A 24,920-nucleotide genomic window follows, 5' to 3' on the forward strand; every position below is an offset into this window, starting at 1 on the left:
CTGCTTTTTAAGACTCAGGCCTTAAGATCAATCTTCTTCGGGCTTAAATTCCGCAGTGGTGCGCTTACGGATGGTGCCAAAACCTACGCTCTTACGCTCAACCGGCGCTGCACGTTTTTTCAGGCTGCCTTCTGCAGATTTCTTCTGCTGACGCTTCTGAGCTTTCTTTTCCTGCCCCTTCTTCTTCTCTTTCAGAGCCTTTTTCTCAGCAGCGGTTTTCGGCTTCTTCTTACCAACCGTCTTACCGTTAGCACGCACATCTTTCGGGCCTTTATATTTGCCTTCCAGACCTTTCACCTTAACTTCTTCGAATTTCACCTGAATATAGCGTTCAATCGCAGCTTTCAGGTTCCACTCGTAAGAGGTGATCATGGAAACCGCTGTACCGGTTTCCCCTGCACGACCGGTACGGCCGATGCGGTGCACGTAATCATCACCTTTGCGCGCCATATCGTAGTTGATCACCAGCTCAACACCGGAAATATCCAGACCACGGGCAGCAACATCGGTCGCCACCAGCACATCGATATGACCACGACGCATCAGGTTCATCACGTGATTACGCTGATCCTGATCCAGCTCACCATGTAAAACACCGGTGCGGATATCCTTGTAACGCAGGAAGCCGCCAAGACGGTCAGCATCAACACGCTTGTTAACGAATACCAGAGCCTTCTCGTATTCGCGGTCATTCAGCAGACGAACCGCCAGCGCATCTTTGTGCTTAACATCATCCGCCAGCAGATACTGCTGAGTAATGTTGTCGTGCTGATCACGCACGGTATTAACGATAACTGTCTCCGGATCCACCAGAACACGATCAGCAACTTCACGGATACCTTTACGACTCAGGGTCGCAGAGAACAGCATGGTTTGGCGCTCTTTGCGGCAGAAGTCGACAATTTTCAGCACTTCTTCGCTCAGGCCCATATCCAGCATACGGTCAGCTTCATCCAGAATCAGGTATTCCAGATCCTTCAGATCCAGAGAATCCTTTTCCAGATGCTCCAGAATACGGCCCGGGGTCGCAATAATGATTTCCGGATTTTTACGCAGCATCGCCTTCTGGAATTTGAAGGTCTCACCACCGATGATCCAGGTTGCCTTGATATGAGTGAAGGCAGACAGCTCGGTAAAGTGCTTATAGATCTGACGCACCAGCTCACGGGTCGGTGCCAGAATCAGTGCACGGGTGCCGGTATTCGGCGCCGGATCTTCCAGAAACTGATGCAGCATAGGCAAAAGGAATGCTGCGGTTTTACCGCTACCGGTTTCTGCACTGACCAGCAGATCTTTTTTTGTCATCGCCGCAGGAATCGCTTTCGACTGAACCGGAGTCGGTTCACTGAAGGCCATTTTTTCCAGCGCCTTCATCAGGCGTTCATGCAGGGAAAGCTCGGTAAACAAAGATAACACCTCAAAATACTTACAGAATCAACGTGTTACAGACCGGCTCAAGAAGAGAAAATCCGGTTCAATGGCAGCACGTTTGATTGGGGGAGATCAGCAACCTGATGAAACTCAGGCCCTGTTAATTTTTACTCACTAAGAATGCTGCGAAGCATAGCACAGCCGCTGCTTCAGGCAGATAAAAAACGGCACCGGATCGTTAAAAAAACAGACCGAATACCGCTCAAAATCCAACAAATCTGCAAAAATGACGTTTGATCAATCCGCCAGAGTGAACTGATCACCACTGTCGCCAAAGCGGGACGGCTCACCTTTTTTACTGGTGCCCAGTTTGATCATCAGACGCAGATCGTTCGGTGCATCGGCATAGGCAAGAGCATCATCGTAGCTGATCTGCTCACGCTTATAGAGTTCGTACAGCGCCTGATCAAAGGTTTGCATGCCCAGCTCTGTGGATTTAGCCATCACCTCTTTCAGTCCCTGCACATCGCCTTTGCGGATCATGTCCGACACCAGTGGCGTATTAAGCAGAATCTCAATCACGCCCTTACGGCCCTTGCCATCCGGTGTCGGCACCAGCTGCTGGGCGATAATCGCTTTCAGATTCAGAGAAAGATCCATCCAGACCTGATTGTGCTTCTCCGGTGGGAAGAAGTTGATCACCCGCTCCAACGCCTGATTGGCGTTATTAGCGTGCAGGGTCGCCAGACAGAGGTGACCGGTTTCTGCGAAGGCGAGAGCATATTCCATCGTCTGCGAACTGCGCACTTCACCAATCATGATCACATTGGGTGACTGTCTCAGGGTGTTTTTCAGGGCAACTTCATAGCTTTCGGTATCAATACCCACTTCCCGCTGGGTAACAATGCTGTTTTTGTGCTGATGGATAAACTCAATGGGATCTTCAATACAGATGATGTGTCCGCGACTGTTTTCATTTCTGTGCTGGATCATGGCGGCAAGGGAGGTGGATTTACCGGTACCCGTGGCCCCAACAAAAAGAATCAGGCCACGTTTTTCCATCGCCAGTTCACTGACCTTTACCGGCAGATCCAGATTCTCCAGCCTAGGCACTTCAAACTCGATCCGGCGCAGCACCATACCCACCTGATTGCGCTGGTAAAAGGCGCTGACCCGAAAACGACCGACACCGGAAGCACTCAGAGCAAAATTGCACTCGCGGTGCTCCATAAACTCCTGGGTCTGCTCACTGTTCATCACGCCAAAAACCAGATCCCGGGTCATCTCTGGCGTCAGGGCGCTGTTTGCCAGCGGCACCAGCTCGCCATTCAGCTTCATCGAGGGCTGCATGCCGGTGGTGATAAACATATCCGTGCCTTTTTTATCGGCCATCACCTTCAGCATCTTGTAGAACTTATCCAAAAGCCCCTGTTGACGGGGCGTGCGGGTTCGCTCAAGATGGGAATCAGACACAAATCGCTCCTAAAAATCCTTCTAACCTGTTGAAATAATTACATAAAATGTAATTACCCACTAAAAACAGCAAGAGCCACAGGCCATCATACCTGCAGCTGTAAAACAGTTATTACATTTACAAAATTATTACAGCGCATAAAACGCTCAGGATTACATAAACAGATCGGGATTAACGGCCTTTTCACGGGCGGTTTCCAGTGAAATCTGTCCCTTGTTCAGCATCAGCTTCAGGCACTGATCCATGGTTTGCATCCCCTGACCACCACTGGTCTGAATCACAGAGTTCATCTGAGCGATCTTGTCTTCACGGATCAGATTCCGGATCGCCGGGGTTGCCGTCATAATCTCGTGTGCCGCAATACGACCACCGCCCTGTTTCTTCAGCAGTGTCTGGGAGACAACTCCCTGCAAAGATTCTGAAAGCATAGACCGCACCATGGATTTCTCCTGCGCCGGAAAGACATCGATAATACGGTCGATGGTTTTTGCCGCTGAGCTGGTGTGCAGGGTGCCGAACACCATGTGGCCGGTTTCCGCAGCAGTCAGCGCCAGACGGATCGTTTCCAGATCCCGCATCTCGCCCACCAGAATGATGTCTGGGTCTTCACGCAGGGCAGAGCGCAGAGCATCACTGAAGGTATGGGTATCCCGATGCACTTCCCTTTGGGTGATCAGACACTTTTTGCTTTCGTGGATAAATTCGATGGGATCTTCAATGGTGAGAATATGCTGGTATTTGCGCTCGTTAACATAATCGAGCATCGCCGCCAGCGTGGTGCTTTTACCAGAACCGGTCGGGCCTGTGACCAGCACCAACCCCCGGGGCAGCATCGATAAGCGTTGAAAAATCTCGCCCATGCCCAGCTGATCCATCGGCAGCACGGTACTGGGAATGGTACGGAATACCGCTCCGGCACCGCGATTGTGGTTAAAGGCGTTAACACGGAAACGGGCGATACCGGGAACTTCAAAGGAGAAGTCGATCTCCAGAAACTCTTCATAATCCCGGCGCTGTTTATCGTTCATAATGTCGTACACCATACGGTGCACATCTTTGTGGCTCAGAGCGGGTACATTGATGCGGCGTATGTCGCCATCAGTGCGAATCATTGGCGGCATGCCGGAAGAAAGGTGCAGGTCAGAAGCACCTTGTTTTGCACTGAAAGCCAGCAGTTCGGTAATATCCATGGCCGAGAAAGATCCAAATGCGTGGGTTTGCTCTATATCCCCGTTCTCATTCAAACCACCACATGGGATACAGAATTAATGACAGCTTCTCATATTGCCAGAAATCTCTCTGAGGTGCGCCAGCAGATCGACACCTGTTGTGCCCAATATCAACGAAATTCCGCTGACGTTACCCTGTTGGCGGTGAGCAAAACCAAACCGGCAGAACTGTTGAAAGAAGCTTACGACGCCGGTCAGCGGGATTTTGGTGAGAACTATCTGCAGGAGTCGCTGGATAAACAGCAGGAGCTGGCAGATCTGGATATTATCTGGCACTTCATCGGCCCGATTCAGTCCAATAAAACCCGCGCTATCGCTGAGAACTTTCACTGGGTGCACAGTGTGGATCGCCTGAAGGTCGCCCGCCGCCTGAGCGAACAGCGCCCGACTGAGCTACCGCCACTGAATATCTGCCTGCAGGTGAATATCAGCGCCGAAGAGAGCAAATCCGGCATCACGATTGACGAGCTGCCGGAACTGGCAAGAGAAGTTGCCGCCCTGCCTAATCTGACCCTGAGGGGCCTGATGGCCATTCCGGCACCGGCGGACACTCTGGAAGCGCAGCGGGAACCTTTAGCCGCGCTCCGTCAGGCGCTGGAAGCGATCAAAGACGAACACCCGCAACTGGATACCCTGTCCATGGGCATGAGCGGTGATCTTGAAGCCGCCATCGCCGAAGGCTCTACCATGGTACGTATCGGCACCGCTATTTTCGGTGCCCGGGATTACAGCAAACAGGCTTAAACCGATTCGATTCAGGCAAGCCAGTAACAAGACAGCTAAATACGCAATTTAACGCAGATAACAGATTCAGAGGTTTAACATGCAAGCAGCCAAACTCGCTTTTCTGGGCGCAGGCAATATGTCCGGCAGCATCATCGGCGGCCTGATCGCCAAGGGTGTTCCGGCGGAAAACATTATCGCAACCCGCCGCTCTGAAGAGCGTTTAGCGGAACTGAAATCCCAGTTCGGCATTATCACCAGCAGCGATAACAATGATGCGGTCGCTAAGAGCGATGTGGTGATTCTGGGGGTAAAACCTCAGATGATGCAGGACCTGTGCAACGAGATCCGCGAGCAGGTGCAGAAGAGCAAACCTCTGATCGTGTCAGTTGCCGCTGGCCTGAAATCCGAAACTCTGGAACGCTGGTTGGGTGGCGATGTGGCAGTGGTTCGCACCATGCCGAATACACCGTCTCTGCTGGGCTGCGGCGCGACCGGCCTTTATGCCAACAGCAAGGTGACTGAGATCCAGAAAGCGCTGGCTGAAAAACTGATGCAAGCGGTGGGTCTGGCGCTTTGGGTGGATGATGAAGAGCAGATGGATGCGGTAACGGCGGTTTCCGGCAGCGGCCCGGCTTACTTCTTCCTGGCGATGGAAGCCCTGCAAAAAGCCGGTGAAAGTGTCGGTTTAAGTGCCGAAGTGGCTGAGAAACTGGCGATTCAAACCGCACTGGGCGCAGCCCGTATGGCTTCTGAAAGTGAACACGATGCCGCAGAACTGCGTCGCCGGGTAACCTCTCCGGGCGGCACCACAGAGCAGGCACTGAATACCTTTAATGCCGGTGGTCTGACCGAGCTGTATGAGAAAGCTGTGAAAGCCGCCGCTAATCGCGGTAAAGAACTGGCCGAACAGCTGGATAGCTAAAACAGGGTCGTTAACAACAGTAGCTGAATAGCAAAACGACAGCTGAACAACGAACACCAACAATATGGATTAGGGTTCAGGCGGTTATTTATCAGATTTAAGCTGGAAATAATCGCCATCGCCTCCATACAATAACAATATCTATTGAAAGCAAAAAAACCGACACCAGCTTTGGAGCAATCGTGTGATGGGACAATCTGTAGGTAATGCCGGCGTTTTTCTGGTCATGACCCTTGTTAATTTGTATCTGTTTATCGTGATGATGCGCTTTATTCTGCAGTTCTCACAGGCAGATTTTTATAACCCTATCTCTCAGGCGATTGCCAAGGCGACCTCACCGCTGGTGAATCCGCTGCAGAAAACCCTGAAGCCTCTTGGCCGTGTCAGCATCGCCACTCTGGTAATCGCTTTCTTTGTTAAAGTGATCGGTATCTCACTGGTGTTTATCATCGCCGGTGAAGGTGTACCACCTGCGATGAACCTGATTCTGGGTGCGCTGACTGGTGTTATCACCACCTTGCTGGATATCTATTTCTACGCTCTGATCGGTTCCATCATTCTGAGCTGGGTTGCACCTCAGAGCAGCCATCCCGGTGCGATGCTGATCTATCAGATCACAGAGCCTGTGATGTCTCCGGTACGTAATATCCTGCCATCCATGGGTGGTCTGGATCTGTCCCCGATCTTTGTGTTTATCGGCATCAATGTTCTGGAGATCATGGTGATGGGTACTCTGGGTCAAGCATCCGGTATGCCGCGCTATCTGATTGCCGGTATGTAATCGCAGGCTGATAACGCAGCACCATACAGAACACCGCACTACACTAAAGAGCAGCATCCGCTGCTCTTTTTTGTTTCCGTCTTCTGATCAAACCAAACAACGCACACCAAACTAAACAACGATAAGCCATTATTTTTCTTCTGAATAAACCTCTGCCGTCTGTGACCACAACTGTGTTACAGTGAGCCTTTCCGTGGCTTGTGCCCCTGCATTTCCAAATACACCTGTTCCGCATCTGAATCACTGCAACCAAAACCCTGTTGCAACGCGTCTGAACCGGTTTTCGCAGGGGAGGCTAAGCCGCCCGCAGACATCTTGATTGAGGAAGATCCTGGGAAATGCCTAACGCGATTCCTGAAGATTCTGTCGGTATTGTCGAACCGCAGATTGCCCGCTTCGACACCCCGCTGGAACTCACCTGTGGCCGTACGCTGGACAGCTACGAACTTATCTACGAAACCTACGGCACCCTAAACTCTGATCGCTCCAATGCGGTACTGATCTGTCACGCCCTGAGTGGCACACACCATGCGGCCGGTTATCACTCGATGGATGACCGCAAACCCGGCTGGTGGGATGCCTATATCGGTCCCGGCAAGTGTATCGATACCAACCGTTTTTATGTGGTCTGCCTGAACAACTTAGGCGGCTGCAGCGGCTCGACCGGCCCAACCTCTATCGATCCTAAGACCGGTAATCAATACGGACCGGACTTTCCGGTAATGACCGTACCGGACTGGGTCAACAGCCAGGTGCGTCTGGGTGAATATCTGGGTATCGAAACCTGGGCGGCCATTGTTGGCGGCAGCCTCGGCGGTATGCAGGCATTGCAGTGGTCGATTAACCATCCGGAGCGCATGCGCAATACGGTGATTATCGCAGCCGCACCGCGTCTGACCGCACAGAATATCGCCTTTAACGAGGTCGCCCGTCAGGCGATCATGAGCGATCCTGAATTCCACGATGGCCGTTACGCGGACCACAATACGATTCCCCGTCACGGTCTTCGTCTGGCACGTATGGTTGGCCATATTACCTATCTGTCCGAGCACTCCATGGGCGATAAGTTTGGCCGCGACCTGCGTACCGACAAGATCAATTTTGGCTACGATGTTGAGTTTCAGGTGGAAAGCTACCTGCGCTATCAGGGCGAAACCTTCTCGGAAAGCTTTGATGCCAACACCTACCTGCTGATGACCAAGGCGCTGGATTACTTTGATCCAGCGGCAGCCTTTGGCGGTGATCTTTCCAAAGCGGTCGCACAGGCCAAGAGTAACTTCCTGCTCGTCTCTTTCAGCACCGACTGGCGTTTTGCACCATCGCGCTCAGAAGAGATCGTTAACGCTCTGACGGAAGCCGGTCGCAATGTCAGCTATGCCTGCGTTGAGTCTCCCCACGGCCATGATGCCTTTCTGATTCCGAACGAGCGTTATGAGGCGATCTTCTCCGCCTTTATGCAACGTGTCGCCGATCAGGCTGAGAATGTTCAGGCAACGGAAAAGGGAGAAGCAGCATGCATCTGAGCCGCCCCGATTTAGCGATTATTCAGAACTGGATTCAACCCAACAGCCGCGTACTCGATCTGGGTTGCGGTAGTGGTGATCTGCTGGATTTCCTGAAGCAGAAAAAACAGGTGCACGGTTACGGCCTTGAGATCGACGATCAGAAGATCACCGAGTGTGTCGCCAAGGGCGTTAACGTCATCGAGCAGAACCTGGATGACGGCCTGAGTAACTTTAAAGACCAGAGTTACGATGTGGTGGTGATGACCCAGGCCCTGCAGGCGATGAAGCGTCCCGATCTGATGCTGGAAGAGATGCTGCGTGTGGGTAAGGAATGTATTGTGACCTTCCCGAACTTTGCCTACTGGCGCTGCCGTTTTTATCTGGCAGTGAAAGGGGAGATGCCGGTATCCAAGTCATTGCCACACACCTGGTACAACACGCCGAACATCCACCTGTCTACCTTCCGGGATTTTGAGCAGCTGTGTAAAAGCCGCAACATGCACATTATCGACCGGGCGGTGGGCAACAGTGAGCACGAAAGCCACTGGGCAACCAATCTCTGGCCGAACCTGTTCGGTGAAGTGGCGATTTATCGGGTTACCCGTTAATCCGAATTTCCAGCCAGGCCCGTACATATCCTGTTCGGGCTTGTGCCGGAACCCTGCTATTCCCCTGTAGTCAGACAGGCAACCCCTAAGTTTCTGTGGAGTCTTTCTATGAAGGTTTTATCGCTTAAACATCTGCTACCTGCTTTATTCACCCTGCTGGCGTTTTTCAGCATGACGACTCCGGCAAAAGCCGCTCAGTTTGAACAGGTAGGTGATTATCAGATCCACTACAACACCTTTACCACCGGCTTTCTGCAGCCTGAGGTAGCTCAGGCTTACGGTATTGTCCGCAGCCGCTATCAGGCGATGATCAATATCTCGGTACTGAAAAAACAGGCCGACGGCAGCTACAAACCGGTTGAGGCTCTGGTTACCGGCGATGTGGCTAACCTGGCTGGGCAAAGCGTTAATCTGGCTTTCCGTACCATTCGTGAACCCAATGCGATCTACCAGATCACGACTTTTAATTTCACCGAAGATGAACCCACCCGTTTTCGTCTGAAGGTACGTTTTGATCCTAATATCCAGCCTTACGATCTGAGCTTTATCCGCCGTTTTTATGGCGAATAAAAACCTATTGCCGTCTCAAATATCGGACTCCCATAAACGCTACCACGCAGAGCGTGGGAGCGAGCAGAGAGTCTGGTAAGCAAACAGAAAACTCGTTCCCACGCTCCGCGTGAGAATGCAGAAAGAGAACCCCTACTATGAGTCAAAAACTCGTCCTCGCCAGTGGCAACAAAGGCAAACTGAAAGAGTTTGGTGAAGTATTGGCCCCACTGGGTTTTGAAGTTGTCCCCCAGTCCGAATATAACGTGCCTGAAGTGGACGAAACCGGCCTGACCTTTATCGAAAACGCTCTGTTGAAAGCCCGTGAAGCCAGCCGTGTCAGTGGTCAACCCGCTATGGCCGATGACTCCGGTATCGAAGTGGATACCCTAAACGGCGCACCGGGTATCTATTCCGCCCGCTTCTCCGGTGAAGGCGCTACCGATGCCAAAAACAACGCTAAACTGCTGGAAGAGCTGAAAGGCCTGCCGCAGGAAAAACGCACCGCCCGTTACTGGTGTGTGTTGGTTTACCTGCGTCACGCGGATGACCCGACGCCAATTATCGCTCAGGGCAGTTGGGAAGGCCGTATTCTGGAAGCGCCGGAAGGTGAAGGTGGCTTTGGTTACGATCCGCTGTTCTTTATCGAAGAGCAGGGCTGTACCGCAGCAGCCATGAGCCGTGAAGAGAAAAACAAACTCAGCCATCGCGGTAAGGCGACACTGGATCTGGTCAGCCAACTGAAAGCCCGGGGCTGATCCCTTTGCCGGTTTAACGCCGCATCCATCACAGGCGCAGCAGCCCTGCCTGCGCCTGTGATGCAAAAAAACTCACGACACTATTCTGACACTATCCACGGTATCTGCCATGTCTCTGCCCCCGCTAAGCCTCTATATCCACATCCCCTGGTGTGTTCAGAAGTGCCCTTATTGCGACTTTAACTCCCACGGTGTGGATCGCTTTAAAGCGGCGACTGATACGCCCCAGGGTGCAGAACTTGAGCCTGCAGGTCTACCGGAGCAGGAGTATATCGCTGCGCTGATGCGGGATCTGGATGCAGATCTGACAGGTGTTCAGGAACGTAAGCTCAGCAGTATCTTTTTTGGTGGCGGCACGCCCAGCCTCTTTTCTCCGGAAGCGATTGGTCAAATTCTGCAGGGCGTGGAACAACGCATTTCTTTTGCTGATGATATCGAGATCACGCTGGAAGCCAATCCCGGCACTGTGGAGCAGGCCCGGTTTGAGGGTTATCGCAAAGCGGGAGTTAACCGGCTGTCGATCGGTATTCAGAGCTTTGATCCTGAACAGCTGAAACGCCTTGGCCGAATCCACGACAATCAGGATGCGATCCGCGCCGCCGAAAGCGCCCGCAAGGCGGGTTTCACCCGCTTCAACCTTGATCTGATGCACGGGCTGCCGGATCAGACTGAAGCTGAAGCACTGCAGGATCTGCAGCAGGCGATCGATCTGCAGCCGGATCATCTGTCTTGGTATCAGCTGACACTGGAACCGAATACCGCCTTTTATCAGGCACCACCTCCGTTGCCGGATGACGATACCCTGTGGGAGATCCAGCAGGCAGGGCAGAAACTGATCGCTAAAGCCGGTTATCTGCAGTATGAGGTTTCCGCCTATGCCAAACCCGGCTCAGAGGCCCGACATAATCTCAACTATTGGCAGTTTGGTGATTATTTGGGGATCGGTGCCGGAGCCCATGGCAAGATCACCTGGCCAACGACTGAGGGCGGACTGGAGATAGTGCGCACCAGTAAACAGCGCCATCCGAAGCAATATCTGAGCGCGGTGGATTACATCTCACAGCGAACTCTGCTTGAGCCGGAAGAGATGCCGGTAGAATTTCTAATGAATGCCCTGCGATTAAAAGAGGGTGTGGATGAAACACTTTATCCACAACGTACGGGGCAACCACTGAGCAGCCTGTCACCTGAGCTGGAGAAACTGCAGCAGATGGGGCTAATGGAAGCGGGAACTGGTCGTTTAAAAACCACCGATGAGGGGTTCACCTACCTGAATGCGGTATTGGAAACCTTCCTCTCAGCAGATGATTAAGACTAATCCATCAAAGCAGGGCGACGGCGCTTAAAGGAGCAAGCGTCGTCTGATTTAGTTTCTCTTCCAGCGCTTTCAGGGTCAAAGGTCGACTGAACAGAAAGCCCTGACCGATATCACAGCCACTTTCCAGCAGAAACTTCGCCTGTTCGGACTGCTCGATGCCTTCTGCCACCACACTCAGCCCCAATTGCTGGGCCAGTACAATAATGGTTCGGGTGATCGCGCAATCATTGCGGCCATGGGGCAGATCTTTGACAAAAGCGCGATCTACTTTCAGCACATCGATCGGCATCTCTTTCAGGTAAGCCAGTGAGGAATAGCCGGTACCGAAATCATCAATGGCAAGACTTACCCCAAGTGCTTTCAGCTCATGCAGCACCGGCAGCATATCCTGCATATTTTCCATCAGCATACTTTCGGTGATCTCAAGCTCAATCCATTTAGGATTCACACCGGTCTGCTGCAGAATGGTCGCCACCTGACTGACAAAACCCGGATCCTGAAACTGACGGGCGGAAAGATTTATCGCCATACGAATCGGCTTACGACCCGCTTTCTGCCAGCTTACAATCTGACGACAGGCAGTTTCCAGCACCCAGTGACTGATTGGCAGTATCAGCCCGGTATCTTCCGCAAAGGGAATAAAATCTAACGGAGGGATTAATCCCCGTTCAGGATCATTCCAGCGAATCAGAGCCTCAACGCCAATAATGCGATTATTCTTCAGACACACTTTGGGCTGGTAGTAGAGCTCCAGCTGGTTATGCTGCATCGCCTTTCTCAGGCGGACCTCCAGATCGAGGCGCTTCTGAGCTTGCTGATTCAGCTCTTCCGAGAAGAAATGGCAGGTGCTGCCGGTTTGCTGTTTGGCACGATACATCGCAAGCTCCGCATTACGCAGCGCTTCTGTGGTATCTGAAGCATCCTGAGGTAAAAAGGCCACACCGATACTGGCGAAGGCGTTAATGGTATGCGGCCCCAGCTTGACCGTGCGATTGAACTGATAACAGAGCTGATCCAGCCAATCGTTCAGTTTCTCCCGGTTACTGGTACGGTGAAGAATGGCAAACTCATCGCCCCCCAACCGCACCAGCACATCAGAGTCACTCACCACCACCTTAAGCCGGTGAGCAGCGGTTTTGATCAGACGATCCCCCATATCGTGCCCAAGGGAATCGTTAACCCGCTTAAAGTCATCCAGATCGATAAACACGAGTACCGTCTGACGATCGAAGCCTGAAGCTTCAGCCTCGGCAAAGAACTCATCCAGATTATCCAGCAGGAACTGTCGATTGCCGAGTCCGGTAATCGGGTCGAAAAACGCCAACTGCTGAATTTTACGGTCGGTTTCACGTTGTTCGGTCAGATCTTCACCCACCGCAACCAGACCGGTTATTTCACCCTGCTCCGAGGCGACCGGAGAAACCGACAGACTATTCCAGAACAGTTCGCCATTCTTCCGGCGACAGAGCAATTCGCCGTGCCAGGGCTTACCCATTCGCAGAGTTTCGGAGAGATGACGACGAACTTCAGGTGAGGTACGACCTGCGGAGAGAAAATCCACATGGCGGCCGATCACTTCTTCCGGCGAAAAACCGGAAATCCGGCAAAACTGCCAATTGACGTATTCCACTTTGAAATCAGCATCGGTCAGCATAACGCTACTGCCACTCTGATCGAGCGCATTAGAGAGCTTCTCTTTCTGTCGCTCTGCTTCAAGGCGGTGGGTAATATCATGAATAATGGAGTAGAGCAGCTTCCGGCCACGATATTCCACCGGTCCGCTGTGGACTTCCACATCGCGCAGTTCACCGGAAGCCAGTTTATGACGGAAAACAAAGTGATTACGCGCTTCCTGCTCCGCATCCACCATCGCCTGAATAACCTCTACCTCCGACATAGCGTTGATATCGGTCGCGTGCAAAGAGGTGATCTGGTCGTAGCTGTAGCCATAGAAACGACAAGCGGCTTCGTTGGCATCAACCACTTCACCGGTTTCAGGATTGATCAGCAGCTCCACAACACGACTGCCTTCAAAAAGCTGGCGATAGCGTTGTTCACTCTCACCTAAAAGGTTCTCTGCGTTTTTGCGTTCGGTAATATCCACCAGATAACCGTTAAAACTTTCCGGCTCTCCGGACTCAAGCCAGTTGATCTTGGTGACATCCATCACCCAGATATAATGGCCATTACGATGGCGCAGGCGGTAATCCTGATGGGTAAAGCGGGAGGTATGCGTATCCAGCGCCTGAGAAACTTCACTGGCTACACGATTCAGATCCTTGGGGTGGATCAGATCAGAAAAGCTGAGTTGATTCTTCAGAAAGGTGTCGGGACTATAGCCCAGAAGTTCAGCAACATTCGCGGTGACAAAACGAACGGGCCAGGGGTTACCATCAACCGGTTCAGTACCCCATTTAAAAACCACCACAGGCCCGGTATCAAACAGGCTGGGGTCGATATAAGCCTTCCCTTGCGCGTCCATTGCCAACTCCGGCTATCGCTCAGATCACACCTTAAGATGCGATTTTTATTGTTATTAGGATGATTCAAAGGTTAAGCCATTTCCGTGTTCAGAAGATGACAAACCTCTTATTTAGGTAAAAGCCTTACAAAGTAGCGGTATATACGTTAACCCAAATAAAAAAGCCCCTGCAAGAGGGGCTTTTCAGGTTAGTAAGAATTAACCGGCTTTTTGCTGCAACCACTGATCAAGAGCAGCAATATCCTCTTGTTTCAGCGTTCCTGCAGCCTGTTTCAGCTTGATCAGATTGACCAGATAACTGTAACGGGTATCCAGATAAGCAGTCTGAGCGGTGTAATAAGCCTGTTCGGCCTGCAGTACGTCAACAATATTACGGGTACCTACCTCATAACCGGAACGGGTAGCACGCAGAGCACTTTCTGAAGACACCAACGCCTGACGACGAGCTTCAACCTGCTGCACGCTTGTGGTCACCTGAATATAGTAGCTACGGGCATTCAGTGCAGCAGAGCGGCGCTGCAGCTCCAGTCCCTGCTCAGACTGGTTCAGATAGTGACCAACCTTGTTGATATTCGCACTGGTCGCTCCGCCAGCGTAAATCTGCCAACCCATCTCAACGCCCAGCGCCAGATTGGTCATATCAGTTTCTGCGGCAGAGTCTGTATTCTGATAACCCAGCTCCGCCTTAGCATTGATATAAGGCAGATAGGCAGACTTAGCTGCTTTAACAGCCGTTGTTGCCACATCTTTCTGTTTCTGTGCTGCTTTCACATCCGGATTATTGGCCAGCGCCAGGTCGATCCAGTATTGAACCGTTGCCGGTTGAGGTGCTTTAACCGGAAAGTCTTTTGCCAGAGTATTCAGCTTGCCATAGCTTTTACCGGTCAGTAGTTGAAGAGACTCTTCACTGATCAGCAGAGCCCCCTCAGCACCGATACGGGCCGCCCGGGCACCATCGTAAGCAGCCTGAGCCTCGTTAACGCCGGTAATCGGGATCAGACCCACTTTAAACTGTTGTTTGGCCTGCTCCAGCTGACGCTTAATCGCCTTTTCCTGTGCCTGATAGGACGTCAGGCTATCCTGCGCGCGCAATACACCAAAAAAAGCTTCTGTGACACGAACCATCAGATCCATTTCTGCGGTCTGATACTCGTAACGGGCTTTTTCGGTAGTCGCCTGAGCCACACCAATCTGAGCAATATTACCCACATTCAGTAAAGGCTGAGTGACCGTCAGCGCCAGCTGGGTCTGGTTATAGCTGTCACCGGCATCACGACCCTGATAGGTGCCGTCCGGCGAGTTATTCATCAGACTACCGCCAGCTGTGATTGTCGGTTTAACTCCCGACCAGGCTGCGTTTTCGTCTTCGATAACCGCATTCAGTTCAGACTGGGCTATTTTCAGCTGGTAATCGTTCTCCAAAGCATCCTGATAGACGCCGGATAAAGTTTGCGCCTGAGCATGAATACTCAAAGCAGAGATTAAAGCCGCTGAAATAGCGGTAAGTCGTCGCATGGTCTGCTCCTGCACGTTATCAATTCGTTCAGATAATAAGCGGTGAACCCACCCCGAACGGTTTCGGGGCCATTCCTTGTTAAAGCTGCGTTGTCAGTGTAACGCAAAATCCGGTAATGCCAGTCAAACACACTTAATATAGTGGCTGACAGCTATTTTAGATCAATCTAATATATTTGTTAACCAAAAACAATACACGGCCGGTAAGTCTCTCAGAGGCTTACAGTGCACCCAAGTAAGATAATTAATCGGATTTACATCTTTAAGCGAAGTTCGCCGGAATAATTCAGAAGATTGGAGAAAATGAAGAATTAAGCAGCCAGATTGATCTGACGCGCCAGCTGTTCGCCCAGTTCCGGGGTCTCAACAACACGATACAGATTGGTCGCCTGAGCAGGTCGAACAGCGGTTACCTGCTGGATATTTGGGAACACATCAGACAGCGCGCGCAGGAAGCTGAAGTAACCACCGTAACCTGAGATCATGGAATGATTCATTGCGCGGTTAACAGCCATCGCCGTTTTTCGGGCTTTGGTATCGGCTTCCAGATTCTGACGCAGCATATCAACCTGCGCATTGCTGTCGATCCCCTGAATATCGGAAGCGTAGAGAGGTGTCGTTAACAAACTCAGCAACATAGAGAACTGCCCACCCTGCGAATTGTGCAGGGCGGTGTTCATTGACTTAGCAACACCTGCAGACTGTTCTAGTTGATTGACGATTTTCATCGGATAACGACCAATAAAAGATGATTGTTCTCAGGCTATCGGCAGCCCGACAAATATCTTTACACTTTATTGCTATCAAATTTTTATTCTTCCGCCAAAACGGGCTTTTTTAGCTGCCAAAGCACTGGACATCATCTGCCAGCCTACCTAGACTCTGTGCCATCTTGACGGGGTGCACGGTTGGCTGAGATCGCTGCAATGCAGCGGAACCCGAAGAACCTGAACTGGGTAATTCCAGCGTAGGAATCGAGAAACTGAATCCAAAAATCCGTACTGCCGGACTTTCACAAGGCAGCTTCGGGTCTGAACGCAGCAATCGTCTTTTCACTGTGTTCGCACTACAGGATTCATCCAACGGCACAGCCAACCTGTCACATCGTCATTGCTTTAAACACGGCGCTGTTTAGTACTGCACATACAGTTCAGCCGACACGATGACGGTAAAAGGTAGGTACGATGTCCAATACTCAAAACAATCAGAACTCTCCTCAGGGACCGCTGAACCAAACCGCACAGGTGGATGAGGCTTCCATCCAGCCATTCCCGAATTCCCGCAAAATTTATATCGAAGGCAGCCGTTCGGATATTAAAGTACCGATGCGCGAAATCAGCCTGAGTCCGACCACCGGCAGCTTTGGTAACGAAGAGAACGAGCCGCTGCGCGTTTATGACACCTCAGGCCCTTATACCGATCCTGCAGTTCAGATCGATGTGCGTAAAGGTCTGAATCCTCAGCGTAATGCCTGGATCGAAGAGCGTGACGATACCGAGGTTCTGTCAAAACTGTCCTCCGAATACGGCCGCATGCGTGAAGCCGACCTGACACTGGAACCACTACGCTTTGATCTACAGCGCAAACCACGTCGCGCCAAAGCCGGTAAAAACGTCACTCAGATGCACTATGCCCGTCAGGGGATTATCACGCCGGAAATGGAATACGTTGCCATCCGTGAAAACATGAAGCTGGCAGAGATGCGTGAGCAGCACCAGCTGAATGAACAGCATCCGGGTCAGTCCTTTGGTGCGGCTATTCCCGATGAGATCACTCCTGAGTTTGTCCGTTCCGAGATCGCTCGTGGCCGTGCCGTACTACCTGCCAACATCAACCACCCGGAAATCGAACCGATGATTATCGGTCGTAACTTCCTGACCAAAATTAACGGCAATATCGGTAACTCGGCACTGGGTTCCTCCATCGAGGAAGAAGTGGCCAAGATGACCTGGGGGATCCGCTGGGGTGCGGACACCATCATGGATCTGTCCACCGGTAAAAACATTCACGAAACCCGTGAGTGGATCGTGCGTAACAGCCCGGCTCCTGTCGGCACCGTACCGATTTATCAGGCGCTGGAGAAGGTTAACGGCGTTGCAGAAGATCTGACCTGGGAAGTGTTCCGCGATACCCTGATCGAACAGGCGGAACAGGGTGTGGATTACTTCACCATCCACGCCGGTGTGCGTCTGGCCTATGTACCCCTGACCGCCAAACGTATGACAGGTATTGTTTCCCGTGGTGGTTCCATCATGGCGAAATGGTGTCTGGCACACCACAAAGAAAGCTTCCTCTACACCCACTTTGAAGAGATCTGCGAGATCATGAAGGCCTACGACGTGACCTTCTCGCTGGGTGATGGTCTGCGTCCGGGTTCTGTCTATGACGCCAACGATGAAGCTCAGTTTGCCGAGCTGGAAACTCTGGGCGAACTGACCAAAATCGCTTGGGAACATGACGTGCAGTGCTTTATCGAAGGTCCGGGTCACGTGCCGATGCACATGATCAAAGAGAACATGGACAAGCAGCTGAAAGAGTGTGGCGAAGCACCTTTCTACACCTTGGGCCCTCTGGTAACCGATATCGCACCGGGTTACGACCACATCACTTCCGGTATCGGTGCCGCCATGATCGGCTGGTACGGTTGTGCCATGCTCTGCTATGTAACGCCAAAAGAGCACCTGGGTCTGCCGAATAAAGATGATGTTAAAACCGGCATCATCACCTATAAGATTGCGGCGCATGCAGCGGATCTGGCCAAAGGCCACCCGGCAGCACAGGTGCGTGATAACGCCATGTCCAAGGCTCGTTTCGAATTCCGTTGGGAAGACCAGTTCAACATCGGTCTGGACCCGGATACGGCACGCGCTTACCACGACGAAACTCTGCCGAAAGAGTCTGCCAAAGTGGCGCACTTCTGCTCCATGTGCGGTCCAAAATTCTGCTCCATGAAGATCTCACAGGAAGTACGGGATCTGGATGAAGAGCAGGTTGCAGCCATCAACGCCCAAGCGGAAGAGGGCATGCAGGAGAAATCAAAAGAGTTTATGGCAAAAGGTGCCGAGCTGTATCAGGAGGTATAACACCCTCTGATCTTTCAGAGCCTGCAGCACCAATAAACTGCAAACCTAAAGCCTCCGCATCTGCGGGGGCTTTTTTATTTCTCAGAAATCACACACTTTTAATCTGAATTATCTGTTTAACGTACAACCATCCGTAATCTTTGCACCAAGGCTATATAAACAGCGTCGTTGCACTAAGCTACTTAAACTGGGTGTAACAAAGCACGCAGAACTCGATGAACAGAAACGGGCGATCACCATGACAATGCAATCTGAAGGCTGCAGCAGTTCTCAAGGCAATCCATACGATCCCTCTGGTTTTCCGGTATGTGATCGCTGCCGTGATAAGCCGCCACTGCCTTTTACCTTCAGCTTTGCTTTTCAGCCTATTGTCAGCGCCAGCCAGCAAAAAACCGTGGCTTATGAAGCTCTGGTGCGCGGTATCAACGGCGAACCGGCCGGAACGATTTTCCAGCATGTCAGCGAAGAAAACCTCTATCAGTTCGATCAGGCCTGTCGCGTAACCGCCATCAAAAAAGCGGTTGAGATCGGCCTTGCTGAGCAGGATGCACGCCTCAATCTGAACTTCACCCCTAACGCGGTTTACCAACCGGAACTCTGCATACGCACCACTCTGGAGGCAGCGAAAAAGTACGGTTTCCCGCTGGAGAAAATCGTCTTTGAGGTTACCGAAGGGGAAGAGGTGCGCGACAAACAGCACCTGGTCAATATTATCGATGCCTACAAAAAGATGGGCTTTCGCACTGCTATCGATGACTTTGGTGCAGGTTACTCAGGCCTGAATCTGCTGGCTGATTATGAACCGGAAACCATCAAACTGGATCGGGAGCTGATTATTGATATCCATAAGCACCCGAGAAAACAGGCGATTATCCGGGGCATTATTATGGTCTGTGATGAACTGAATCTGGAACTTCTGGCGGAAGGTGTTGAGCTGCGGGAAGAATATGAATGGCTGCGAAATCAGGGCATCGATCTGTTTCAGGGCTTCTACTTTGCCCGCCCCGGTTTTGAAGCTTTGCCTGAGGTTTCTGCCAGCCAGTTCTGACATCATCCAAGCCCTCATTAATTGTCCAATCTCTTCAATCCTCCAACCTGAACCGGAGGCCAGAAAACTGCGTACTGATCAGCAGTAAAAAGAGAAGATTCAGGCAGAGGATAAGCGAATGAAGGTTTTGATTTGCGCAGGAAATGGCGGTATCGGGCAAGGGCTGATCAAAGCCATTCTTGAACGACATCCCGATGCTGAGATATCCGCAACCTATCGCAAACAAAAGCCAGCTGACCTTTCTCCTGCCATTCACTGGTTTCAGACCGATCTGACCGATCAGAAATCTATTGAGCAGCTTGCAAGCAACGTCTCCCAGATCGACTGGCTGATTAACTGTGCGGGGTTTCTGCACCAGCTTAATGGCGATACTTTTCACGGACCGGAGAAAAGTATCCGCCAGTTTGAACCGGATTTTTTCCTGAGCAACATCCAACACAACACCCTGCCTACGCTGCTGCTGGCCCGCTATTTTTCCTATGCACTGAAACAAAGCCCTAGGGGCATATTTGCAGCGGTCAGTGCCAAGGTGGGCAGTATTGAAGATAATCGATTAGGCGGCTGGTATAGCTATCGGGCTTCAAAAGCCGCTCTCAACATGGCACTAAAAACACTCTCTATTGAGTGGCAGCGCAGCCATAAAAATCTGTGTGTTAGCGCCCTGCATCCCGGCACCACAGATACCGGACTATCTGAGCCTTTTCAGAAAAATGTCCCCGAGGGCAAACTCTTTACTCCCGAGCAAACCGGCCACTACCTGTTGGATGTACTGGAACAACTGACACCGGAGAAAACCGGTTCCTTCTTCAGCTGGAACGGGGAGACGCTGCCATGGTAGATCATCGCCCAACGGACAATCCTCTTTCGATAACCGACAACTCTCTTCCAATAACCGGAAAACGCGGCCTGTATCTCTTTACCCACGATCTTCGCCTTGAGGATAATCCCGCGCTGAACCACCTGATCAGCCAGTGTGAAAGCCTGCTTTTTGTTTATCTGATCGATCCTAAACTTACCGAAAGTAGTCGCCATAGCTTTCCTCGATTGGGGCAGCATCGCCGGCGGTTTATCTGGCAATCCCTGAGAGATCTGCATCAGCACCTGCAGCGCTTCGGCCATCAACTGCATTTGATACAGGGCAAGCCTGAGAAAACACTTCTGGCTTTGCTCGAAAAACACCGCATTAATCTGATAGCAGGTAGTTTTAACAGTGGCTTGAATGAAACACGCTTCTGGCAGGCATTGCAGGATCAGACCGTTTGTCAGGTAATAACGCTGCATCAGAACGCTTTATTCACACCGGAACATCTGCCCGTGGCTGTGGATAAGATACCCAAACAGTTCACGCCATTTCGCAAGCTTGCGGATGAGCTGATCATGCCGGAACCGGTAAAGCTTAACCCGCTGTTGGCGCAAAGAAAGCCGATGCCTGAAGTTGAAACTGGGGTTGAGCCTGAAACCGCAAGCCAATGGCCTGAAAGCCCGCCGCTGTTATCGGATTCTCAGACTGAGCATCAACCAGCTCCTCAATTGGACAGATCCTCTTACGAACTGCCGATCAGTGGTGGCAGCGAAGTGGCATGGAACCATCTGGATCACTTTATCTGGAAGTCCCGTGCCATCGATCACTACAAGCAAACCCGCAATACATTGGATATTGTGCAACAACCGGATCATGTCAGCCTGCTCTCCGGCTGGTTAGCGCAGGGTTGTTTATCTGCCCGACAGGTCTGGCGCGAGATCAGTCAGTACGAGCAGCAGTTTGGCAACAATGAATCCAGCTACTGGTTAAAATTTGAACTGCTCTGGCGGGAGTTCTTCTACTGGAATGCCCATCGTCTTGGCGTGGATCTGTATTGTTTTGCCGGGGAACGAGGCAAAAAGCCTCTGACCAGTTTTTACGCCCAGCGCTTTAAAAGCTGGTGCGAGGGCAACACCGCTTACCCCTTGGTCAATGCCTGTATGAAGCAGCTGAAAGCCACCGGTATGCTCTCCAATCGGGGCCGACAGATTGTCGCCAGTGCTCTGGTTAACGAGCTGCAACTGGACTGGCGCTACGGGGCTGCCTGGTTTGAACATCAACTGATCGATTACGATCCCGGCAGTAACTATGGCAACTGGCAGTACATAGCAGGCGTTGGCGCTGATCCAAGGGGAGGGCGACACTTTAATCTGGAAAAACAGGCCAGTGAATTCGACCCGCAAGGTGACTTTATTCGTCGCTGGGCAGGGGATGATTCCGGAGCGAATACCGTTACCGATGCCGTGGGTATTGATGACTGGCCGCTGTATCCGCAGGACTAGATCTGCAGTCTGATCACCACTGATTCGACACTGCCATCGACACCACGACCACAATCACAACCCAAAAAACGCAAAACAGATACCTGATTTTCAGTCACTGAAAAACCTTTGCCTGCTTTACCTCTGTGTCTATTATTAGTAATGCTGCGACGCACAAATAATCATAACAACATAAGCCAGCTAAAAACACAGAGGACTCCGTCATGCTCTATAAACTGCATCACAGTTACAGTCAGGTTGCTCAACCCATCCACCTTTGGGCGCAGGCCTGGCGAAAACAGCTGTCACTGCCCTGGAATCCTCTGCGTATCACTCAAACCGGTAAGTTGCTGACTGCGGCTGCTGAACTGATCGAGCGTTGCACCGATAACTACGAAAAACCCAGCTTTGAACTGCCTTTTACCGAAGTTGATGGTCAGAAGGTGCGTATCCGTGAAGAGATTATCCACACCCTGCCGTACTGCAATCTGCTGCATTTCCGCCGCTCAGGTGAGTATCAGCACCCCAAAGTACTGATTGTCGCACCTATGTCCGGCCATTACGCCACCCTGCTGCGGGGAACCGTTGAACAGTTTATTCCCGACCATGAGGTTTATATCACCGACTGGGTTAACGCCCGGGAAGTACCGCTGGAAGAGGGTAGCTTCAGTTTTGATGACTATGTGCGCTACCTGATCGAGTTTCTGCAGCTGCTAGGTGCGGACACCCATGTGATCGGAGTCTGTCAGCCTAGCGTACCGGCTATCGTTGCCACCACGGTAATGGCAGAGCAAAAAGATCCCTGCGCACCCAAATCCCTGATTCTGATGGGCGGCCCGATTGATACGCGCAAGAATCCAACGGAGGTAAACGATTACGCCTCCGGCAAGGATTACGAGTGGTTTCAGGATCAGGTGATCTGCACAGTTCCGGAGGGTTATCCCGGTGCGGGTCAGCGGGTCTATCCCGGCTTTATCCAGCTATCCGGCTTTATGAGCATGAACCTCGACAGCCATGTGAATAAACATTTCAAGTTCTTTGGCGACCTGATCAAAGGCGATGGCGACAGTGCCGAAGCGCACCGCAAGTTCTATAACGAGTATCTGGCAGTGATGGATCTGCCTGCCCCCTTCTTTCTGGAAACCATCAAAAAGGTGTTCCTTGATCATGATCTGCCAAGGGGTGAGATGACCTATCAGGGCAAAAAGATCGACCCGACTGCGGTGACGAAAACGGCGCTGATGACCATTGAAGGGGAGAACGACGATATTACCGGTATGGGACAGACAGAAGCCGCCCATGACATTCTGACCAAAATCCCGAAAGCCAAGCGCCAGCACTACATCCAAAAGGGCGTGGGTCACTACGGTATCTTTAATGGCCGCCGTTTCCGGGAAGAGATTGCCCCAGAGATTAAGGCCTTTATGCAGAAGGCCTGAAAGCAGAAAGCCTCGTAAACTAAGTTTACGAGGCTTTCATTTTGGCTCTCAGGGTCTGATCGACGATGATCAGTTCACCTTGCGGTAGATGATATCCCAAACACCGTGCCCCAGACGCTCACCGCGTTTTTCAAACTTGGTGATCGGGCGGGAATCCGGACGCGGTACATAAACACCATCGGTCGCGGTGTTTTCATAACCTTCCGAAACCTGCATCACTTCCACCATGTGCTCGGCGTAGTTTTCCCAGTCCGTTGCCATGTGGAAACGGCCACCTACTTTCAGTTTCTTACGCACCAGCTGAACAAATTCCGGCTGCACGATACGACGCTTGTGGTGACGTTTTTTGTGCCAAGGGTCTGGGAAGAACAGCTGCAGAAGATCCACAGAACCATCCGGGATGCACTGGTTCAGAATCTCAACCGCATCATCTTCATAAGCACGCAGGTTGGTCAGACCGGCATCACCGGCTTCAGCCATCAGTTTACCGACACCAGGGGTATGCACTTCGATGCCGATAAAGTTGTGATCCGGCATGGTTTTCGCCTGCTCGAACAGGGAGTGGCCCATACCAAAACCGATCTCGATCACCAGAGGTGCTTCACGGCCAAACACCTGTTGCGGGTCGATAGCGCCCTGCTCCAGGGTCAGGCCCCACTTCGGCCAGAACTCGTCCATGCCACGCTGCTGACCGGCCGTCATACGTCCGGTACGCAGTACAAAGCTGCGGATACGGCGTTTATGCTCTTCAGGCGTTTCGTTCTCTTTTCTTTCCTGGCTTTCTACCGGCTGCTCAGAAACCTCAGCCTCGTTGACAGCTTGATTCGGGTTTTGAGCATCAGTTGCATCAGACATTGTCGTTCTTTAAACCTGTATGGTGTTGATTAAACGGGTATTGAAACAGTCAGCAGACCGAGCCCGGTCTGCTTTCATTTTAGTGGCTACGGATCAATCCGGCTTACTGAATCAGTCGATCAGGCCTTCCAGCGGGGAAGAAGCGCTGGCGTATTTTTTACGCGGCATACGACCAGCCAGATAAGCTTCACGACCGGCTTCGATCGCCTTACGCATCGCAGAAGCCATCAGTACCGGATCTTTCGCGGCAGCAATCGCAGTGTTCATCAGTACGGCTTCACAGCCCATCTCCATAGCGATAGCCGCATCAGACGCAGTACCAACACCAGCATCAACCAGTACCGGAATGTTAGCGCTTTCCATGATGATGCGGATGTTGTGTGGGTTCAGAATACCAAGACCGGAACCGATCAGAGAGCCCAGTGGCATGATGGCGCAGGCACCCATATCTTCCAGCTTTTTCGCAGCGATCGGATCATCGTTGCAGTAAACCATAACGTCAAAACCATCCGCGATTAGGGTCTTCATCGCCTTCAGGGTTTCTTCCATATCCGGGTACAGGGTTTTCTGATCACCCAGAACTTCCAGCTTCACCAGCTTGTGGCCATCCAGCAATTCACGGGCCAGACGACAGGTACGCACCGCATCTTCTGCGGTATAGCAACCGGCGGTATTCGGCAGAATGGTGTACTTGTCCGGAGTGATCACATCCAGCAAATTCGGCTCCCCCGGGTTCTGCCCGATATTGGTACGGCGCACCGCTACGGTCACAATCTCGGCACCACTGGCTTCAATCGCCAGACGGGTCTCTTCCAGGTCTTTGTATTTACCGGTGCCTACCAGCAAACGGGACTGGTAGCTTTTTCCTGCAATGGTCAGAAGATCCTTGTTGTTACTCGAAGCGGTCATCGAATGTTTACCCTTGTCTGTGTTTATTATGTTCCGTATGGCGGTAGAGAGTTCTGGCTCAATAC

General features: G+C 51.8%; 21 protein-coding genes and 1 riboswitch. Of the genes, 13 read left to right on the plus strand and 8 right to left on the minus strand.

Going from position 1 to position 24,920, the window contains the following annotated elements:
- Positions 1 to 27: 27 nt before the first annotated feature.
- From BV405_RS05920 to BV405_RS05930, 3 genes are all read right to left on the minus strand, one after another.
- Entirely contained in the window at positions 28 to 1,416 is a 1,389-nt protein-coding gene (locus BV405_RS05920) for a DEAD/DEAH box helicase (protein WP_245832248.1), read from the minus strand.
- A 252-nt stretch (positions 1,417 to 1,668) separates the two neighbouring features.
- Positions 1,669 to 2,775, minus strand: a complete 1,107-nt coding sequence (locus BV405_RS05925) for a PilT/PilU family type 4a pilus ATPase (RefSeq protein WP_086479932.1) — start codon at positions 2,773 to 2,775, stop codon at positions 1,669 to 1,671.
- A gap of 222 nt (positions 2,776 to 2,997) precedes the next feature.
- On the minus strand, positions 2,998 to 4,035 hold the full coding sequence (locus tag BV405_RS05930) for a type IV pilus twitching motility protein PilT (RefSeq protein WP_086479933.1): 1,038 nt from the start codon (positions 4,033 to 4,035) through the stop codon (positions 2,998 to 3,000).
- Between the two features lie 78 nt (positions 4,036 to 4,113).
- Here BV405_RS05930 and BV405_RS05935 point away from each other — a divergent pair, with 78 nt between their 5' ends.
- From BV405_RS05935 to hemW, 8 genes are all read left to right on the plus strand, one after another.
- Positions 4,114 to 4,818 (plus strand): YggS family pyridoxal phosphate-dependent enzyme, encoded by a 705-nt coding sequence (locus BV405_RS05935; protein ID WP_086479934.1) that lies wholly within the window; start codon positions 4,114 to 4,116, stop codon positions 4,816 to 4,818.
- A gap of 79 nt (positions 4,819 to 4,897) precedes the next feature.
- A complete protein-coding gene (gene proC, locus BV405_RS05940; protein WP_086479935.1) occupies positions 4,898 to 5,722 on the plus strand; it encodes a pyrroline-5-carboxylate reductase in 825 nt (274 codons plus the stop codon).
- Positions 5,723 to 5,909: 187 nt separating this feature from the next.
- Positions 5,910 to 6,503 (plus strand): YggT family protein, encoded by a 594-nt coding sequence (locus tag BV405_RS05945; protein WP_086479936.1) that lies wholly within the window; start codon positions 5,910 to 5,912, stop codon positions 6,501 to 6,503.
- 338 nt (positions 6,504 to 6,841) lie between these two features.
- Positions 6,842 to 8,026: a homoserine O-succinyltransferase MetX gene (gene metX, locus BV405_RS05950; protein ID WP_086479937.1), complete on the plus strand. Its 1,185-nt coding sequence runs from the start codon at positions 6,842 to 6,844 to the stop codon at positions 8,024 to 8,026.
- Entirely contained in the window at positions 8,017 to 8,616 is a 600-nt protein-coding gene (gene metW / locus BV405_RS05955) for a methionine biosynthesis protein MetW (protein WP_086479938.1), read from the plus strand. The genes metX and metW overlap by 10 nt, the downstream gene beginning before the upstream one ends.
- Positions 8,617 to 8,724: 108 nt before the next feature.
- Positions 8,725 to 9,186 carry a DUF4426 domain-containing protein gene (locus BV405_RS05960; protein ID WP_086479939.1) on the plus strand — a complete coding sequence of 154 codons (462 nt, stop codon included), beginning with the start codon at positions 8,725 to 8,727 and terminating at the stop codon, positions 9,184 to 9,186.
- Positions 9,187 to 9,323: 137 nt separating this feature from the next.
- On the plus strand, positions 9,324 to 9,923 hold the full coding sequence (rdgB, locus tag BV405_RS05965; protein WP_086479940.1) for an RdgB/HAM1 family non-canonical purine NTP pyrophosphatase: 600 nt from the start codon (positions 9,324 to 9,326) through the stop codon (positions 9,921 to 9,923).
- Between the two features lie 109 nt (positions 9,924 to 10,032).
- The gene (hemW, locus tag BV405_RS05970) at positions 10,033 to 11,235 is read left to right on the plus strand and encodes a radical SAM family heme chaperone HemW (RefSeq protein WP_086479941.1); all 1,203 of its coding nucleotides are present in this window, start codon (positions 10,033 to 10,035) and stop codon (positions 11,233 to 11,235) included.
- 10 nt (positions 11,236 to 11,245) lie between these two features.
- On the opposite strand, the gene BV405_RS05975 is transcribed toward hemW, so the two are convergent.
- From BV405_RS05975 to BV405_RS05985, 3 genes are all read right to left on the minus strand, one after another.
- The gene (locus BV405_RS05975) at positions 11,246 to 13,723 is read right to left on the minus strand and encodes a sensor domain-containing protein (protein ID WP_086479942.1); all 2,478 of its coding nucleotides are present in this window, start codon (positions 13,721 to 13,723) and stop codon (positions 11,246 to 11,248) included.
- Positions 13,724 to 13,921: 198 nt separating this feature from the next.
- Positions 13,922 to 15,238, minus strand: coding sequence for a TolC family outer membrane protein (locus BV405_RS05980; RefSeq protein WP_086479943.1), 1,317 nt, complete (start codon positions 15,236 to 15,238; stop codon positions 13,922 to 13,924).
- A gap of 311 nt (positions 15,239 to 15,549) precedes the next feature.
- Positions 15,550 to 15,966 (minus strand): hypothetical protein, encoded by a 417-nt coding sequence (locus BV405_RS05985; protein ID WP_086479944.1) that lies wholly within the window; start codon positions 15,964 to 15,966, stop codon positions 15,550 to 15,552.
- 158 nt (positions 15,967 to 16,124) lie between these two features.
- Positions 16,125 to 16,229: riboswitch (TPP riboswitch) on the plus strand.
- Positions 16,230 to 16,422: 193 nt separating this feature from the next.
- Between BV405_RS05985 and thiC the strand changes: the two genes are divergently transcribed.
- From thiC to BV405_RS06010, 5 genes are all read left to right on the plus strand, one after another.
- Positions 16,423 to 18,321, plus strand: a complete 1,899-nt coding sequence (thiC, locus tag BV405_RS05990) for a phosphomethylpyrimidine synthase ThiC (RefSeq protein WP_086479945.1) — start codon at positions 16,423 to 16,425, stop codon at positions 18,319 to 18,321.
- 238 nt (positions 18,322 to 18,559) lie between these two features.
- The gene (locus BV405_RS05995) at positions 18,560 to 19,369 is read left to right on the plus strand and encodes an EAL domain-containing protein (RefSeq protein WP_245832249.1); all 810 of its coding nucleotides are present in this window, start codon (positions 18,560 to 18,562) and stop codon (positions 19,367 to 19,369) included.
- Positions 19,370 to 19,487: 118 nt separating this feature from the next.
- Positions 19,488 to 20,207 carry an SDR family oxidoreductase gene (locus BV405_RS06000; RefSeq protein ID WP_086479947.1) on the plus strand — a complete coding sequence of 240 codons (720 nt, stop codon included), beginning with the start codon at positions 19,488 to 19,490 and terminating at the stop codon, positions 20,205 to 20,207.
- Complete coding sequence (locus BV405_RS06005; RefSeq protein ID WP_086479948.1) at positions 20,201 to 21,673, plus strand: DASH family cryptochrome; 1,473 nt, start codon at positions 20,201 to 20,203, stop codon at positions 21,671 to 21,673. The genes BV405_RS06000 and BV405_RS06005 overlap by 7 nt, the downstream gene beginning before the upstream one ends.
- Before the next feature lie 203 nt (positions 21,674 to 21,876).
- A complete protein-coding gene (locus tag BV405_RS06010; protein WP_086479949.1) occupies positions 21,877 to 23,091 on the plus strand; it encodes a polyhydroxyalkanoate depolymerase in 1,215 nt (404 codons plus the stop codon).
- A gap of 69 nt (positions 23,092 to 23,160) precedes the next feature.
- Here BV405_RS06010 and trmB read toward each other — a convergent pair whose 3' ends face one another.
- On the minus strand, positions 23,161 to 23,946 hold the full coding sequence (trmB, locus tag BV405_RS06015; protein ID WP_086479950.1) for a tRNA (guanosine(46)-N7)-methyltransferase TrmB: 786 nt from the start codon (positions 23,944 to 23,946) through the stop codon (positions 23,161 to 23,163).
- 111 nt (positions 23,947 to 24,057) lie between these two features.
- Entirely contained in the window at positions 24,058 to 24,855 is a 798-nt protein-coding gene (locus BV405_RS06020) for a thiazole synthase (RefSeq protein WP_217895579.1), read from the minus strand.
- Positions 24,856 to 24,920: the final 65 nt, after the last annotated feature.

Source organism: Oceanospirillum sanctuarii (assembly GCF_002150805.1).
Classification (GTDB): domain Bacteria; phylum Pseudomonadota; class Gammaproteobacteria; order Pseudomonadales; family Halomonadaceae; genus Oceanospirillum; species Oceanospirillum sanctuarii.